Below are 15,520 nucleotides of genomic sequence, written 5' to 3' on the forward strand. Positions count from 1 at the left end.
GGCCGTTGCCTCTTTCCGGCTTATCTGGTCTGCCCCCTGTGAGGAGAGGCCCCAGGGGGATCCCGGCCGGCCGGGATCCCCCTGGGGCTGCCGGGCGGCCCGGTCAGGCGCGTGCGTAGACGCGGTGGACGAACTCGGCCAGCTTGCTGTCGGGCAGCTCCTTGGCCAGGTCGGCCTCGCTGATCATGCCGATGATGCGGTGGTTCTCGATCACCGGCAGCCGCTTGATCCGGTGCTGCTCCATTTTGCTCAGCGCCTCCTCGACGCTGGTGTCGGCGTCCACCCACACCAGGCCGTGGGCCAATTCGCCGGCCGTGGTCCGTTCGAGGTCTTTGCCCTCGGCGCAGCACTTCACCACGATGTCGCGGTCGGTGAGGATCCCCTTGAGCCGGTCGTCGTCGCCGCAGATCGGCAACGCGCCGACGCCCATGTCGCGCATCATCCGCGCGGCCGTGCGCAGGTTCTCGTGCTCACCGACGCACTCGCAGCCTTGGTGCATCACATCCCGGGCCTTCTTGCCGGTTTCCGCTGTGCTCATCGATGCCCCCCGAAAGATCGGCCGATGCTTCTAGGGGGATTCATACCCATATGTCGCTTCTGGTCAGCCGGATCTCCAGGCCGATTCCCTCGGCCCGGGCATCGCAGGTCCCGAAGGCGCTCTCGGCTGCGAGGGCCTCGAAGCGCTCCCGGGAGTAGGCGCGGTTCCGGAGCCCCCTCAGCGGGACCTTCGTCAGGAGGGCGTTCAGCGGGCTGAGTCCCATCCGGGCGACCTCCTCGTCGATGTCGGCGGAGGTGGCGTCCCTGTTCATGTCGTGGATCACCGCCGTCCCGCCGTCGCGCAGGACGCGGTGCAGCTGGTCCAGGACCCGGACCGGCCGGCCGAAGTTCTTGAAGGCGGCCTGGCAGACGACGAGGTCGAAGGACCCGTCGGCGAAGGGCGGGTCTGCCGCGTCGCCATGGTGCACGGCGACGCGCACGCCGGCCCGGCGGGCGTTCTCGGCGGTGATCTCCACGAACGTGCGGCTGAGGTCCAGCGCGGTCACCGCGAACCCGAGCCCGGCCAGCTCGACGGCCAGGTATCCCGGGCCGGGGGCCACCTCCAGCACGGCCGCCCCGGCGGGCAGGCCCTCGGCGAGTCGCGCGGCGTATCGGCGGACCGCGGCGAGCTGGGGGGCCGAGGCGCGCTGGCGGGCGTACCACCGTGCCGCCGCGCCCTCCATCTGCCACGCCTGGGTCTGGGTGAGACGGATTTTCTTCATGATTCCTCCGGTTTCGGATGGGGGTGTCCGAACCGCTCCCCGGAGAACCCGGCTATCGTTGCCGTTGCCACCTCGTGGCCGGGTTCCGTTCCGCGGGCGTCGGTTCGAGGTAGACGACCCGGCGGAGGTGTTGCACCACCCCGCCGGGTCTCCTCTTCTTCCGGTTCCTCTAGGGCGGGTCTCCCTTCCCGGGACGGTCGGCCGGACCGGTCCCTTCCGCGAGGGCGGCGATCTCCGCCGGCATCCGGCCCGTCTCGTGCCACTCCCGCCACGCCGGAAGGCCCGGAAAGGAACCCGTGACGAGCTCCTCCAGCAGCGAGCGGGTCCAGGTCGCCTCCGCCTCGCGCATGGCCAGGTCGAACTCGGCCTCGACCATGAAGAGCCGCGGCACCCCGGCGCATCCGGCCAGCGCCTCCCGCTGGCCGCCGATCTCCCGCTCCAGCGCGTCGAGCCGCCGCCGCAGCAGGACGGCCACCTCGTCCGGGTGGATCACCCCCATCACCGAAAGCCCGGCCTCGAACCTCGGCGGCTCCCGATCCGGCTCGGCGAGCAGCTCGCGGGTCCAGTCGGCGTACTCCCGGCGTCCGGCGTCGGTGATGCGGTAGATCGTCCGTTCGGGGTGCGCGCCGTCCCGGACGGTCCCGGCCACGGCGAGGAAGCCGTGCTTCTCCAGGTTGCGCACCACGGTGTAGAGCGAGCCCCACTTGATCTTCATGTCCCGGTCCTTGCCGCGCTCGCGCAGCACCGAGGCGATCTCGTAGGGGTGCATCGGCTTGACGACGACCGCCGAGAGCACGGCCAGGCCGAGCATGTTGCTCACTTTGCGGCGCTTGGTCATTCCGGCCCTCGCCTTCATACTCGTCTACGAGTATACGCACACGATTATGAAGGCGGCCAGGGGTGCCCGCCGGGCACGCGAACGGCCGGCCCGGACGAACGGGTCGTCCGGGCCGGCCGCCGCCTGGAGGGGATGCCGGGTCGCAGCCGGATGGGTTACCGCAGGGCGGCCTCGGGGCTGTCGACGTAGATCTCGCCGAAGCGGATTGCCGGGGCGAAACCGGCGAAGTTCCGCTCCACCTGGGCTTTCTCGGTCGCGTTCGGGTAGGGGTTGGTGCAGCTCGTGCCCGCGCTCGCGCCGGACATCAGGTCCGTGCACAGACCGGTGCGCCGGTCCGGCAGGCCCAGGATGTGACCGATCTCGTGGGCGGCGATGCGCAGCGGGTTGTGGCCCTCCGCGGTGGCCTGCCTGCCCATCCAGATGGTCCCCCGGCCCAGGCTGACCGGCTGTGTGCGGGGCCATCCGTAGTCGGCCAGGACGACGAAGTCCGCGGGGGTGCCGGCCACCAGGCGCACGTTGGAAACACTGGAGTTCCAGATCTGCGCGGCCTGGTCGACCGCCGTGCGGAACTCGGCGGCCCGGCTGGCGTCGTAGCGCAGCACGCGCGCGGCCACCGCCTGCCCGGCGTCGGCCCCGGCCGCCTGCGCGGACGAGGCGGGCGAGATCGCCACCAGAGCGGCGAGCCCTACCAGGAGGGCGGCGAGGGCGCGGATGATCCTGGACATCTGGGGAGCCTCCTCGGCCGTTGGGGGGTGCCCGTCAGGGCGAGGGAGCCTCGCCCTGACGGGGGACTGCGAGGGGGTGCCGGTGAACGCAGCCGCGAAGCGGCGGAGTGACGAGGGAAGACACCGGGTGATGAGCCCCCGAGCCGCGACGCGCAGCGTCGTCATGAGTGTCGAGAAGGACGGTCAGCCGACCTTGAGGGTCAGGCTGTAGGCGCTGAGGACCTCGTTGACGGGCTGGAAGTAGGTCGTGCCGCCGGAGGAGCAGTTGCCCGAGCCGCCGGAGGTCATGCCCTGGGCCTGGTTGCCCGAGATGAACGAACCGCCGGAGTCGCCGGGCTCGGCGCACACGTTGGTGCGGGTCAGGCCGTAGACCGTGCCCTGGGCGTAGTTCACGGTCGAGTTGTACTGCTGGATCGTGCCGCAGTGCCAGCCGGTGGTGGAGCCGGAGCGGCAGACCGAGGCGCCGATCGCCGCCACGGACGAGCCGCGCACGGTGACCAGGGAGCCGCCGGAGCCGCGCACGTACGGCGTGGGGTTGTGACCCGGGGTGGAGACGTAGGAGTAGTCGTTGCCGGGGAACGACGAGCCGGCGAAGGTGCCGGACGGGTTGGTGGTGGTGGCGCCGGTCCGGCCACAGTGGCCCGCGCTGACGAAGCCGGGGCTGCCCGACCGGGTGACGGCGAAGCCGATGCTGCAGCGGCTGGTGCCGTTGATGTAGTACGCGCTGCCGCCGATGAGGTCCATGAACGTCTTGGGCTGCTCGGCGCTGACCTTGACCTGGACCGCGTCCCGGCTCAGGCCGGCCGAGGCGACGAGGGCCTCACCGGCGGCCTGGTCGGCGGCCTCGACCACGACGCTGTTGGTCGGGACGTCGACGTACCACAGGGCCGCCTTGGCCCTGGCGGCCTCGGGGGCCTGGTCGAGCTTGGTCTTGATCGCGTCGAGGTCGGCCAGCGACCGGCCGACGACGACGGGCTGGGCGCCCTGCGCCTTGATGGTGGGGGCCTGGGCGGCGTCGCTGGTGGCGACGAGGAACTGCGAGGCGTCGGCGTTGAACCACGCCCCCGCGTACTTGGCGCCGAGCGCCTTGGTCAGGTTGGCCTGCACGCCGATGGCGCGGGACTCGTTGGCCAGCCGCTGCACGGCCTGCTCGGCGGTGATGCCCAGGTCGCGCTGGAGGGCGTCCATGGCGGCCGGGGGGAGGGGTGCGGGGGCGGCCTGTGCCGCGGTGGGCGACAGGGTGGCCGCGAGGGCCAGGGCGGCGGTGGCTCCGGTCAGGAGGGTACGTCGACTGAACATCAGCACTCCTTGTGAGGGGTGCTGTCAAAGTATTGGCCGGAGCGCTTCGGCGGGATCTGCCAAAAACCCCCTATCTCCGTGTTATGGGGCCCGGCCGGGGTCCGCCGGGCCCGGCCGCCTCATTCCCTGCCGCGTCCGGTGAGGGCGTCGCGCATCCGGTCGACCAGACCGGTGAGCGGGTTCATGATCTTGTTGACCGGCGGCCTGTCCGGCGCGGCCGGGTGCGGCCGGGTGGGAGCGATCTTCTTCATCGCCTGGACCTTGTGGCCCAGTTCGGCGAGCTGGGAGGCGGAGGCGTTGCCGCGCAGCCGGGGAAAGAGCTCGTTCTCCTCCTCCTGGATGTGCGCGCGGATCTCCCGCATGAGCCGGGCCATCAGGGTGACGTGCCGGGGGTCGGCGGGATCGGTCCCCTCCAGCTCCTTCATCGTCCGCTCGGCCTGGGCGTGCTCGGCGATCTCCCGGTCGGCCAGCTCGTCCCCGCCCGGGATCAGCTCGCGCGCGGCCGGGTACAGGTATGCCTCCTCGGCGACCGAGTGGCGGACCAGCTCGGTGATGACCCGCTCGGTCAGCTTCCCGCGCCGCTCGGCGTCGGCCCCGTCCAGCCGTTCCAGCTCGCTGAACATCTCCTCCACCTCGCGGTGGTCGTGCGTCAGCACGCTGATGACGTCCGTCTCCTGCTCCGTGGTCATCCGGGCTTCCTCTCCACACGATCTCGACATGGCTCCGCGGCGGCTTCCCCTCCGTCATCGACGAGACCACAGCGGGGCCGGGGCGGCCGTGACGGGCACGGCGGGGGAGGGCAATCTTTTCCTCCCGATACCCGGCCGATGACCGCGCCGCCGCCGGGCGCGTCCCGGGGACCGCTCCCGCGGCGGCGCGGTCGCCGGCCGGGCGCCCGGACATCCCGCGCGTCCCGGGGTGGCGCGCTCCACCGCGCCGGCCGTCCCGTCCGCGGGCGGCTCTCCCGTACGTCCCGGAGACGGCATCCCCGATGGGGGAGCGGGCCGGGATTTCGGCTATTTTTCCAGGTGGAGGGGAACCTTACATAGCCTGCTGGTTTCGGGGCAGCTTCGCGGCAGGCGTTCCGTTCACCCGCCCACCGGCGGGGCCGCGACCTCCCGGAAAGAGGCCGTGGACGCGCGGATCGTCCACGCGAGACGGGAGCCAGATGACCGACACTCCCAGGGACACGGCCCGGATGCTGACCGGCCTGCTGGCCGCCAGCCACCTGGTCGCGCTCGAAAGGCTGCCCTCACTGGTCAACGAGCACGCCGCACACGCCGGCCTGTTCGACGTGCGGATGTACATCGCCGACCTCCAGAAGGAGGTCCTGCGCCTGCTGACCGGCCGCGGGCTCGACGCGGCCGGGAACGAGGGTCCCGGGCCGGAGGATCTGCGCGTCGACACCACCCTCGCCGGCCGGGCCTTCCAGGAGGTGCGGATCCTGCCGAAGACCGATGACGACGGTCGCGTGGAGTGGTGGTGGGTGCCGCTGCTGAACGGCACGGAGCGCCTCGGCGTCATCCGCGTCAGCGCCCGGACCCCGGACGACCAGGCCCTTTCCGACATCAAGGCCCTCGCGTCGCTGATCGCGCTGATCATCGAGAGCAAGCGCGGTCACAGCGACTCCTACGCCCGGCTCGTGCGCACCCGCCCGATGAACGTCGCGGCCGAGATGCAGTGGAACCTCATGCCGCTGCAGACCTTCGCCAACGAGGACGTGGCGATCAGCGCCGCCCAGGAGCCGGCCTACGAGGTGGGCGGCGACGCCTTCGACTACGCCGTCGCCGACGACACCGTGCACCTGGCGCTCTTCGACGCCATGGGCCACGACACCGCCGCCGGGATCACCGCCAGCCTCGCGGTCTCCGCCTGCCGCAACAGCCGCCGCCAGGGGGCGGACCTCGTCGAGGCGAGCAAGAACGTCGAGCGGGTCCTGGTCGAGCAGTTCGGCCGGGCCCAACGGTTCGCCACCGCGATCCTGGCGCACCTCGACACCGCGACGGGTGAGCTGACCTGGGTCAACCGCGGCCACCACCCGCCGGTGCTGATCAGGGACAGCCGCTGGGTCGGCACCCTGGACTGCCGGCCCGCGCACCCCATGGGCCTCGACCTCGGCCTGCCGGTGACCCTCTGCAAGGAGCAGCTGGAGCCCGGCGACCGGCTGCTGTTCTACACCGACGGCATCATCGAGGCCCGCGACCACGAGGGGCGGGAGTTCGGGCTGGAGCGTTTCGTCGACTTCGTCGTCCGCCAGAACTCCGCCGGGCTGCCCATCTCCGAGACCCTGCGCCGCCTCGTCCACCAGCTGCTCGAATACCACGAGCGCAAACTGCAGGACGACGCCACCGTCCTGTTCGCGGAGTGGCGCGGCTCGGCCCAGCGGGCACTGCACCTGTGACGTCCTCCGGCCCCCTCCGATCACCGCCGCGGGCGCCGGTGGGCAGGCCGGTGGCCGCCGCGGGCGCCCCGCCGGTCATCGCCGCGGATCGACGTGGATCTTCGGCCCCTGACCCGCCCCGGCCGGGCGCGAGCCCGCCAGCACGCCGGCCACCTCCTCCAGGCCGACCGTGGCGGCCACCAGCGGGCGCGGGTCCACCTCCCCGCAGGCGTAGTGCTCGATCGTCTCGGCGAGCCCGCCGGAGCCGCTCAGCACCCCCGTCATCGTGACGTCCTTGAGCACCATCGTCCGGGTGTCGATCGTGCTGGGGTCCGGTGCCAGGCCGATGCAGACCACCCGCCCGCCCGGCTCCACCAGTTCCAGGGCCCGCGCCGGCAGGCCGGGGGAGGTGGTGGCGTCGATCACCGCGTCGAACGGCAGGGCGGGCAGCCGCTCGGCCGTCCAGGCCCCGTGCGCCCCGAGCGTGCGGGCGAACGCCAGCGACCGCTCCGAGACACCCAGGACGTGCACCTCCGCCCCCTGGGCCAGCGCGAACGAGGCCGCCAGCAGCCCGATCGCGCCGGGACCGGCCACCAGCACCCGGTCACCCGGCTCCACCTCCGCCGCCTGTACGGCCCGCAGCGCGTTGCCGCCCGGCTCCACCATGGCGCCGGCCACCGTGTCGACCTCCTCCGGCAGCGGGTGCAGCGCCGTGACCGGCACCGCCACCTGCTCGGCCAGGGCGCCCGGCCACCCGCCGCGGATGCCGATCTCGTGGCGGGCGTCGCACACGTGCCGCCGCCCCGCGCGGCAGCGGCGGCACCGGCCGCAGCCGAGCATGGTGTCGCCGGTGACGCGCCTGCCGATCCAGCGCTCGTCCACGCCCTCGCCCACGGCGGCGACGGTCCCGCACCACTCGTGCCCGACGCGCATCGGGTAGCGCGCGTGGCCCTGGTGGAGGTAGGCCATCTCGCCGGTGAAGAACTCGACGTCGGTGCCGCACAACCCGGCCCGCTCCACATCCACGACGACCTGGCCGGCCGCCGGGACCGGCGGCTCGACGTCCAGCACCGAACACCGGCGCGGTTCGGTGATGACGAACGCTCTCACTTCTCACCTTCCGGATGCGGGGACGGCCCGGAAAAGGGGCCGTACGGCCGGCGTGCCGGCCCGAGGCCGCGCTTCCGAACCCATGCGGACAATGGAATTCCATACGTTAGAGGAACATTTCCGAAAAAGGAACATGCTGGTGGTGACATGGCGGCGCGGTTAACGCTCCGGCACGCTTAACGTCCGGACACGGCGCGAAAAGCCGCCGGTCCTTGCCTTGCCGTACCGGGTTGCAATTCCCTGGCCTATGCATCGCCCCGCCGGTGAATTCGCATTGGCGGGAGGAGAACCCGACACGGAGGTATGCGTGAAGCGCGTCATCGTCATCGCCGCCGCCGCCCTCGCCGCGGCCACACTGGCGGTCCAGGCGCAGGCGCGGAGGCCGGACACGGCGCCCGGGGAGGGGCGCGGGAACGAGTACGTGGTCCTGTACCGATGGGGCGTGAGCGCCGCCGACGCCCGGCGGGCCGTCCTGGCGGCGGGCGGCGCCGTCGTCAGGGAGAACACCGCCGTCGGCGTCGCCACCGTCACCGCGGCCTCTCCCGGATTCGCCGGCGCGCTCCGGGCCGATCCCCGGATCGAGGGCGTCGCCCGCGACGTGGTCATCGGCCGGGTCCCGCAGCCGGCCGGGCCGGGACGGGCCGGGCGGGAGGGCCGCGCCGGGGCCGGCGGGACGGGCGGGCTCCTGTCCGCCGCCGTCTCCTCCGCCCCCCGTGCCGCGTCCGCCCGTGGCGCCGGAGAAGCCGGTCCCGGGGAGGCCGGTCCCGGGGAGGCCCGGTACGCCACGGCCCGGGGGGACGATCCCGATCTCGCGGACTCCGGCGCGACCGCCCTCCGGCCCGAGCCGCTGGCCGGCAGGCAGTGGGACATGCGGCAGATCCACGCGACCGTCACCGGCTCCTACCGGCGGTCGCGGGGCACCCACGACGTGCTGGTCGGCGTCCTCGACACCGGCGTGGACGCCACCCACCCCGACATCGCGGCGAACTACAACTTCACGCTGAGCCGCAACTTCACCGTCGACGTGCCGGCCGACGCCAACGGCAAGGAGCTCGACGGCCCGTGTGAGCAGGAGCCGGACAAGTCCTGCACCGACCCGGTCACCGTCGACGAGAACGGCCACGGCACGCACGTGGCGTCCTCGATCGCCTCCCCGATCAACGGTCTGGGCATCGCGGGCGTGGCGCCCGGCGCGTCGATCGTCAGCCTGCGGGTCGGCCAGGACAGCGGCTACTTCTTCCTCCAGCCGACCGTGGACGCGCTGACCTACGCCGCCGACAACGGCGTCGACGTGGTCAACATGAGCTACTACGTCGACCCCTGGCTGTTCAACTGCACCGACAACCCCGCCGACACCCCTGAGGAGCGCCAGGAGCAGCGGACGGTCATCACGGCCGTCCAGCGGGCCCTCGACTACGCCCACGACCGGAACGTCACCCTGGTCTCGGCCGTGGGCAACGGCGCCAGCGACTACACCAAGCAGGTCCTCGACATCGCCAGCCCCGACTTCGCCCGGGTGGCCGGGCAGCGGTCCCGCAACCGGCTCATCTCGCCGGGCTGTCTCTCCATGCCGAGCGAGGGGGACCACGTGATCGCGATCTCGGCCACCGGCATCAGCGGCCGCAAGGCGTACTACTCCGACTACGGTGACGGTTACGTCCACCTCGCCGCCCCCGGCGGCGACGTCTACGACACGCAGGGCCGGACCCAGAACATCACCAGGGCGACGCTCGCGGCCTATCCCAGGGCGGTTGCCGAGAAGAAGGGTGAGCTGGCCCCCGACGGCTCGCCCCGGGCAGACGACGTCGTGCGCAGCTGCCGGGGCCGCGTCTGCGGCTACTACGAGTACCTCCAGGGCACCTCCATGGCCTCCCCGCGCGCCGCCGGCGTGGCGGCACTGATCGTCAGCCGGTACGGCGTGCCCGACCCGGTGCACGGCGGCAAGACCCTTTCCCCGGACGTCGTGGAGCGGCGGCTGAGGACGACCGCCACCCGGCGGCCCTGCCCCGTCCCGGCCGCCCACACCTACGTCCGGCGGCTGATCGGCGGCGGGGAGATCACCACGACCCAGGTGTGCGAGGGCACCTCGATCCGCAACGGCTTCTTCGGCTACGGCGTCGTCGACGCCCTGCGGGCCGTCGGCTGATCCGGCCCGCCCCGGCGTCCTCGGTGAGGTCGCACGCCGTGCGGCCCCGGCCTCACCGAGGAGGCCGGGGCCGCACGGCGTACCGGGTCAGGACGTGGTGATCCGCACGTCGTCGATCCCGGCCTCGACGAGGCTGTCGGGCATGTCGTCGGCGGCCTCGACCACGATGCGGACCGTCTGCCCGGCGAAGTCCGACAGGTTCACCGTCGCGGTCTGCCACCGGCCGGGCCGGAGGGTGGCGGCGCCGTACCGCTGGAGCACCACGGTGTCCCGGGTCGGGGAGACCACCCGGACCCGCAGGTGGTCCCTGCCGCTGGAGTTGGCCAGGTGGGCGAAGTACCACGCGAACGTCATCGTCAGCGTGCCGGGCGGCAGGGCGATCTCCCGGGACCGGATGGTGGTCACGCCGCCGTCGACGTCGCCGGCTCCCGGCCGGTTGCCCGCCAGGTGGCCGGTGACCAGGTCGTACTGACCCGCGGAGGCGGCGAGCTGCAGCGGGACCCGGCCGGAGAAGGTGGGCTGCGGGACGTCGCGCTCCCACCGGCCGGCGGTGGCGGTGTCGGTGCCGCTCGGGTTCACCGCCCAGCCCAGGTCGGTGTCGAAGTCGTCGTAGAAGACGAGGTTGCTACCGCCGTCGACGGTGATCGTGAAGGTGACCGTCCGGTCGAGGTGGGCCCCGTCGGCGAGTATCTGCGCGCTGTAGGAGCCGTGCGGCGCGCCGGCCGGGATCAGGACGCTCAGCTTCGTGGACTCGCCCGAGGACACCGACTCCGGGCTGAAGGAGACGGCCGTCCCGTCCGGCAGCCCGGAGACCGAGAACTTCATGGCCTGCGGGTCGCCCGCCGTGGTCCGGGTCGTGACCGTCGCGGTGACCTCCTGTCCCGGCTCCACGCCGGCCGACGCCGGGTCGATGGACAGGTCGAAGTCGTTGCCCGACACGCAGCCGGAGGGCTCGCCCGGCGCGGCCGGGACGCCGACGGCGTCCCAGGCGGCCCTGGCCGCGTTGAACTCGACGCAGGAGTCGGGGAACAGTTCCAGCGAGGACTGCAGGGTGGCCCTGCGGACGAGCTGGTGGGTCCAGGTGTCGGTCTTGCGCAACAGTGCACTCATGAAGATCTGCCCGGCCTTCCGGTTGCCGACGCCGGTGACCCGGCCTCCGTTGCAGGTGGGGCTGACCGGCTGGCCGTTGGTCGGGTTGCTGCCCTCGGCGAGGAGGTAGAACCAGTGGTTCTGCACCCCGGCCCCGGCGTGCGGCTCCAGGGTGAGCACCGAGGGGGAGTAGCAGTCGGGGTTGCCGGTGACCAGCGACGGCTTGTACAGGTAGCGGACCGGGCCGCCGCCCAGCAGGTCGGCCTTCGAGCCGATGGCGTAGTCCGGCACGTCGTAGGGCGGCTGCTCGTTGGCGTAGAACTTCGTCAGCGTGGCCAGGATGTCGCCGGTCGACTCGTTGAGCATCGCCTTCTCGTTGCTCCCGGTCGAGCCGCCCGGGGTGGTCTGGAAGACGGAGTGGCCGAACTCGTGGGCCACGATGTCCAGCGACGTGGCCTGGCGCCGGCCGTCCGCGGAACGGCCGAAGTTGGCGTAGTTGCCGGCCCAGTAGGCGTTGACCTCGTTCAGGCCGACCCGCGCCGGGTACCCGCCGCCGGTGCCGTTGAGCCCGTTACGGCCCAGCCAGGCGCCCAGCATGTCCCACTCCTTGCCGATGGCGTACAGGGCGTCCACGCAGGCGGTCTCCAGGTTGCCGCCCGAGCCGTCACCCCAGCTGTTGTCGGCGCTGACGAATACGGAGCCGTTCTGGCCGCCGCAGCTCACCCCCGAGCGGACGGCGTCGCTCATCGAGTACGTCGTGTTGAGCTGCCTGGTGTTGATGCTGACCGGGCCGTTGTAGTAGCTCGTCCCCAGCCCGAAGAGGAACGAGACGGGTGCGGGGAGCCCGGAGATGGGGACGGGCGTCGTGGTGGACGCCGGGGCGGGGGAGGGGGCGGGCTCGGGCGCCGTGGTGCGGCGGGGAGCCGATCCGGCCGGTTCCTCGCTCATGACCTCGTCGGACTTCTCCAGCACCTCGCCGGTGCGGGCGTCGACCAGGACGCGCAGCTTGCTGGGCACATTGGCCTTCCGGCCGGTGACGATCACCCGGTAGGCGAGGATCCCGCGGCCGCGGGCCAGCACCACCAGCTCCGGGCGGGTGGACGCCGTCACCCGCGGCAGCTGGGCCCGGGCGATCCGGGAGGCCCGGACGCGGGTGAGCCGGGGGACGGTGGAGAGGTTCAGCGTCTCGGTCTGGGAGACGGAGGTGCTCAGCACCCCGCCGCTGGCGTTGGTGACCACGACGAAGTCGCCGCCGATGACCGGCAGGCCGTTGTAGGTGCGCTCGTAGGGGACGTAGAAGGTGTTGTTCAGGCCGGCGATGACCTCCTTGTGGTAGAACTCGTCCTTCTCCGAGGCGTGCAGGGCGTCGGGCCGGGCGTCGATCATGCGATCGGCGGCCACCAGGGGCTGGTCCTCGGTGGGCCGGATGGCGGAGGACCCCGGGGCCGGATCGGTGAAGGCCGGAGCCGGATCGGCGAGGGCCGGCGCGGGCGGCGCGGCCGGCGCGGTGGACAGGGCGACCAGAAGGCCGGTGAACACGGAGATGAAAGAACGTCTCATCACGCTTCCTTTTCTCAGGTGACGGTCCGGACGGGATCGGAGCACGGTCACCGGCCGCCCGCGCCCGCCGTACGGCCGGCTCACGGAGGGCGCCGCCGCGTGGGACGCGGAGCGGGGTGTCTCCGCACCCGTCCGCCCGGCCCGGTCCTCGCCCGCGGGAGAGGACCGGGCCGGGACGGAGCCGGTTCAGGATCTGGTGATCCGCACGTTGTCGACGGCGGCTTCGATGAGGCTCGGCGTCGCGTTGTCGGCGGCCTCGAACAGCAGCCGGACGGGCTTGCCGGCGTAGCCGGACAGGTCGATCGTCGCGGCCTGCCAGGCGCCGGGGCGGCCGACCGGTGAGCCGAGCCGCCGGAACACCAGGGTGCTGGACGTCCCGGACAGGACCCTGAGCTGGAAGAAGTCGTCGCCGGTGGCGTTGTCCAGGTGGGCGAGATACCAGGAGAACGTCAGCGTCAGCTTCCCGGGCGGCAGCGTGATCTCCGGCGAGCGGACGGTGGTCGTCCCGCCGTCGATGTCGTAGTCGCCCGCCGAGGCGCCCGCCAGGCGGCCGGTGACCAGGTCGTTCCGGCCAGCGAAGGCGGTGAGCTGCAGCGGGGTCTGACCGGAGGAGGTGGGCTGCGGGACGCCGCGTTCCCACCGGCCGGCGGTGGCGGTGTCGGTGCCGCTCGGGTTCGCCGTCCAGTTCAGGCTGGTCTCGAAGGTGTCGTCGAAGACGATGCCGCCCGCCGCGCCGACCGTCAGGACGAGTGCGGCCGTACGGTCCAGCCCCGAGCCGTCACCGGTGACGATCACCTTGTGGCTGCCGGAGGAGACGCCCGCGGGGACCGTGATCGTCATGGTGGACGAGCCGCCGGAGGTCACCGACGCCGGGTCGAAGGAGGCGGTCGCGCCCGACGGCAGGCCGGAGGCCGAGAACGTCACGCGCTGCGCGCTCCCCGAGGTCGTCTGCGTGGTCACCGCGACCGTCGACCGCTGCCCGGGCTGCGCGCTCACCGTCTGCGGGTTGAGCGTCAGCGAGAAGTCGCTGACGCCGCCCCCGCCCCCGCTGCTCCCGCCGCCCGTGCAGGTGGTGGGCTCGCCGGAGGCGGCCGGGACGCTGACGGCGTCCCAGGCGCCCTTGACCGCGTTGAACTCGGCGCAGGAGCCGGGGAACAGTTCCAGCGCGGCCTGCAGGGTCGCCTTGCGGACGAGCTGGTGGGTCCAGGTGTCGGTCTTGCGGTTCAGCGCGCTCATGAAGATCTGGCCGGCCTTCTGGATGCCGATGCCGGTCAGCGTGGTGTTGTTGCAGGTCGGGCTGGCCGGCTGACCGTCGGTCGGGTTGCTGCCCTCGGCGAGGAGGTAGAACCAGTGGTTCTGCACCCCGGCCCCGGCGTGCACCTCCAGGCCGGGGACCGAGGAGGAGTAGCAGTCGGGGTTGCCGGAGATCAGCGACGGCTTGTACATGTAGCGGATCGGGCCGCCCCCGACGAGGTCGGCCTTCTCACCGACGCTGAAGTCGGGTGTGTCGTAGGGCGCCTTCCCGTTGGCGTAGAACTCCGTCAGCGCGCCGTAGATGTCGCCGGTGGACTCGTTGAGCCCGCCCTTCTCGTTGTCGCCGATCGCGCCGCCGGGCGTGTTCTGGAAGATCGCGTGCCCGAACTCGTGGGCGACCACGTCGATCGGCGTCACCTGGCGCCGGCCGTCCTGCGTGTGGCCGAAGTTGGCGTACTCGCCGGTCCAGTAGGCGTTGACGTCGTCCAGGCCGACCTGGACCGGGTAGCCGCCGCCGGTGCCGTTGATGCCGTTGCGGCCGAGCCAGGACCTGAGCATGTCCCACTCGGCGTTCACCGCGTACAGGCCGTCCACGCAGGCGGTCTCCAGGCTGGTGCCCGAGCCGTTGCCCCAGGTGTCGGTGGACTTGGTGTAGGCGGAGCCGTTCTGACCGCCGCACTGGACGCCCGAGCGGGTGGAGTCGGTCATCGAGTACGTCGTGCCGGACTTGGAGGTGCCGATGGCGACCGGGCCGTTGTAGTAGCCCGTCCCGTCGCCGGGTGTGGCCCGGCGCGGCTCCCGGGTGGTCCCGGCGGTCCCGGCGGTCCCGGGGGCTTCGGAGGAGGGCCGCACGATGTCCTCGGTCTTGACCTCGTCGTCCTTGAAGATGACCTCGCCGGTCTTGGCGTCGACGAAGACGTGCATCTTGCTCGGGATCCTGCTGCTCCGGGTGGAGACGAAGCCCTGGGTGCGGTCCCGGCCGGTCACGACGGTCTCGTAGGCCAGCCGTCCGGAGCCCCGGGCGAGCACCAGCAGTCGCGGGGCGGAGACCCGGTGGGGATCGGTGATCTGCCTCCGGGAGATCGCCGCGGCCCGGGCCGGGGTGATCTCCGGGGTGGTGTCCAGGGTGAGCGGCTGACGCTGGGCGATGAAGGTGCTCAGCAGGCCGCCGTTGTTGTTGCTGACGACGACGAAGTCGCCGCCGAAGACCGGCAGGCCGTCATGGGTGCGGGTGTAGGGGATGTAGTGGAGGCCCCCCGCGCCCACGAAGTCCTCCTGCCGGTGGAACTCGTCGGTGGGGGCCGTGAACAGGGGGGGCGGCTGCGACTGGATGAAGCGGTCCGCCGACGTGCGCGGGTCCTCGGGGGAGGGGGCGGGCGGCTGGGCGGGAACGGCGCGGCCCACCGCCGGCGTGACGGGGGATATCAGCGAAATACCGGTTATCGCGGTCAATAGCGTGAACTTGATGGAGCGTTTCACGCGCTGCTCCTTTTCCTGGACGTTACTGCGATGATCACCTCCCGGTCCTCCTGGATGATGATCACGGGCTCTTCCGGAGGATATCCGCGTCCAGCCGGATTTCCGGGACATGAGGCGGCTTTGGCGCGTTCGTCAACGCCTTCGGGGCATTTTAGGGAGGATGGGAAAATTGGCACCATAAAGGATTTGAGAAACGGAAGAATTTCGTGGAGATAAGGGCGTGAAGCCGGTTCCGGCATGACAAATGCGGTTATCTTCGGGTGCTGGGTGCTGGGTGCTGGGTGCTGGGTGCTGGGTGCTGGGTGCTGGGTGCTGGATGCCGGGGGCGCTGGGGGTGCGGGGCCGGGAGGTCGCGGGAGCCGGAGCGGCGGGAAGGAGGGC

Annotated in this window: 11 protein-coding genes; 2 read left to right on the forward strand and 9 right to left on the reverse strand. The window is 72.0% G+C overall.

The genetic code is table 11. The features are described from left to right. Positions 1 to 103: 103 nt before the first annotated feature. The 6 genes from HDA43_RS31925 to HDA43_RS31950 form a co-directional block, all read right to left on the reverse strand. Positions 104 to 538: a CBS domain-containing protein gene (locus HDA43_RS31925; protein ID WP_179828221.1), complete on the reverse strand. Its 435-nt coding sequence runs from the start codon at positions 536 to 538 to the stop codon at positions 104 to 106. Positions 539 to 578: 40 nt separating this feature from the next. Further along, a complete protein-coding gene (locus tag HDA43_RS31930) occupies positions 579 to 1,259 on the reverse strand; it encodes a class I SAM-dependent methyltransferase (protein WP_179828223.1) in 681 nt (226 codons plus the stop codon). 169 nt (positions 1,260 to 1,428) lie between these two features. Continuing rightward, positions 1,429 to 2,097, reverse strand: a complete 669-nt coding sequence (locus HDA43_RS31935) for a PadR family transcriptional regulator (protein ID WP_179828225.1) — start codon at positions 2,095 to 2,097, stop codon at positions 1,429 to 1,431. A 155-nt stretch (positions 2,098 to 2,252) separates the two neighbouring features. Beyond that, positions 2,253 to 2,822 (reverse strand): snapalysin family zinc-dependent metalloprotease, encoded by a 570-nt coding sequence (locus HDA43_RS31940; RefSeq protein WP_179828227.1) that lies wholly within the window; start codon positions 2,820 to 2,822, stop codon positions 2,253 to 2,255. Between the two features lie 183 nt (positions 2,823 to 3,005). After that, positions 3,006 to 4,121, reverse strand: a complete 1,116-nt coding sequence (locus HDA43_RS31945; protein WP_179828229.1) for a S1 family peptidase — start codon at positions 4,119 to 4,121, stop codon at positions 3,006 to 3,008. 119 nt (positions 4,122 to 4,240) lie between these two features. After that, positions 4,241 to 4,810: a hemerythrin domain-containing protein gene (locus HDA43_RS31950; protein ID WP_179828230.1), complete on the reverse strand. Its 570-nt coding sequence runs from the start codon at positions 4,808 to 4,810 to the stop codon at positions 4,241 to 4,243. Positions 4,811 to 5,289: 479 nt separating this feature from the next. Here HDA43_RS31950 and HDA43_RS31955 point away from each other — a divergent pair, with 479 nt between their 5' ends. Continuing rightward, a complete protein-coding gene (locus tag HDA43_RS31955) occupies positions 5,290 to 6,522 on the forward strand; it encodes a PP2C family protein-serine/threonine phosphatase (protein WP_246424768.1) in 1,233 nt (410 codons plus the stop codon). A gap of 75 nt (positions 6,523 to 6,597) precedes the next feature. Here the strand turns inward: HDA43_RS31955 and HDA43_RS31960 are convergent, their stop codons facing one another. After that, on the reverse strand, positions 6,598 to 7,611 hold the full coding sequence (locus tag HDA43_RS31960) for a zinc-dependent alcohol dehydrogenase (protein WP_179828231.1): 1,014 nt from the start codon (positions 7,609 to 7,611) through the stop codon (positions 6,598 to 6,600). A 307-nt stretch (positions 7,612 to 7,918) separates the two neighbouring features. Between HDA43_RS31960 and HDA43_RS31965 the strand changes: the two genes are divergently transcribed. Next, positions 7,919 to 9,757: a S8 family serine peptidase gene (locus tag HDA43_RS31965; protein ID WP_312873643.1), complete on the forward strand. Its 1,839-nt coding sequence runs from the start codon at positions 7,919 to 7,921 to the stop codon at positions 9,755 to 9,757. Positions 9,758 to 9,844: 87 nt separating this feature from the next. Here HDA43_RS31965 and HDA43_RS31970 read toward each other — a convergent pair whose 3' ends face one another. After that, a complete protein-coding gene (locus HDA43_RS31970) occupies positions 9,845 to 12,406 on the reverse strand; it encodes a M4 family metallopeptidase (RefSeq protein WP_179828232.1) in 2,562 nt (853 codons plus the stop codon). Positions 12,407 to 12,592: 186 nt separating this feature from the next. After that, positions 12,593 to 15,139 (reverse strand): M4 family metallopeptidase, encoded by a 2,547-nt coding sequence (locus tag HDA43_RS31975; protein WP_312873644.1) that lies wholly within the window; start codon positions 15,137 to 15,139, stop codon positions 12,593 to 12,595. Positions 15,140 to 15,520: the final 381 nt, after the last annotated feature.

Origin of the sequence: Streptosporangium sandarakinum (genome assembly GCF_013409935.1) — a bacterium.
Taxonomy (GTDB): domain Bacteria; phylum Actinomycetota; class Actinomycetes; order Streptosporangiales; family Streptosporangiaceae; genus Streptosporangium; species Streptosporangium nondiastaticum.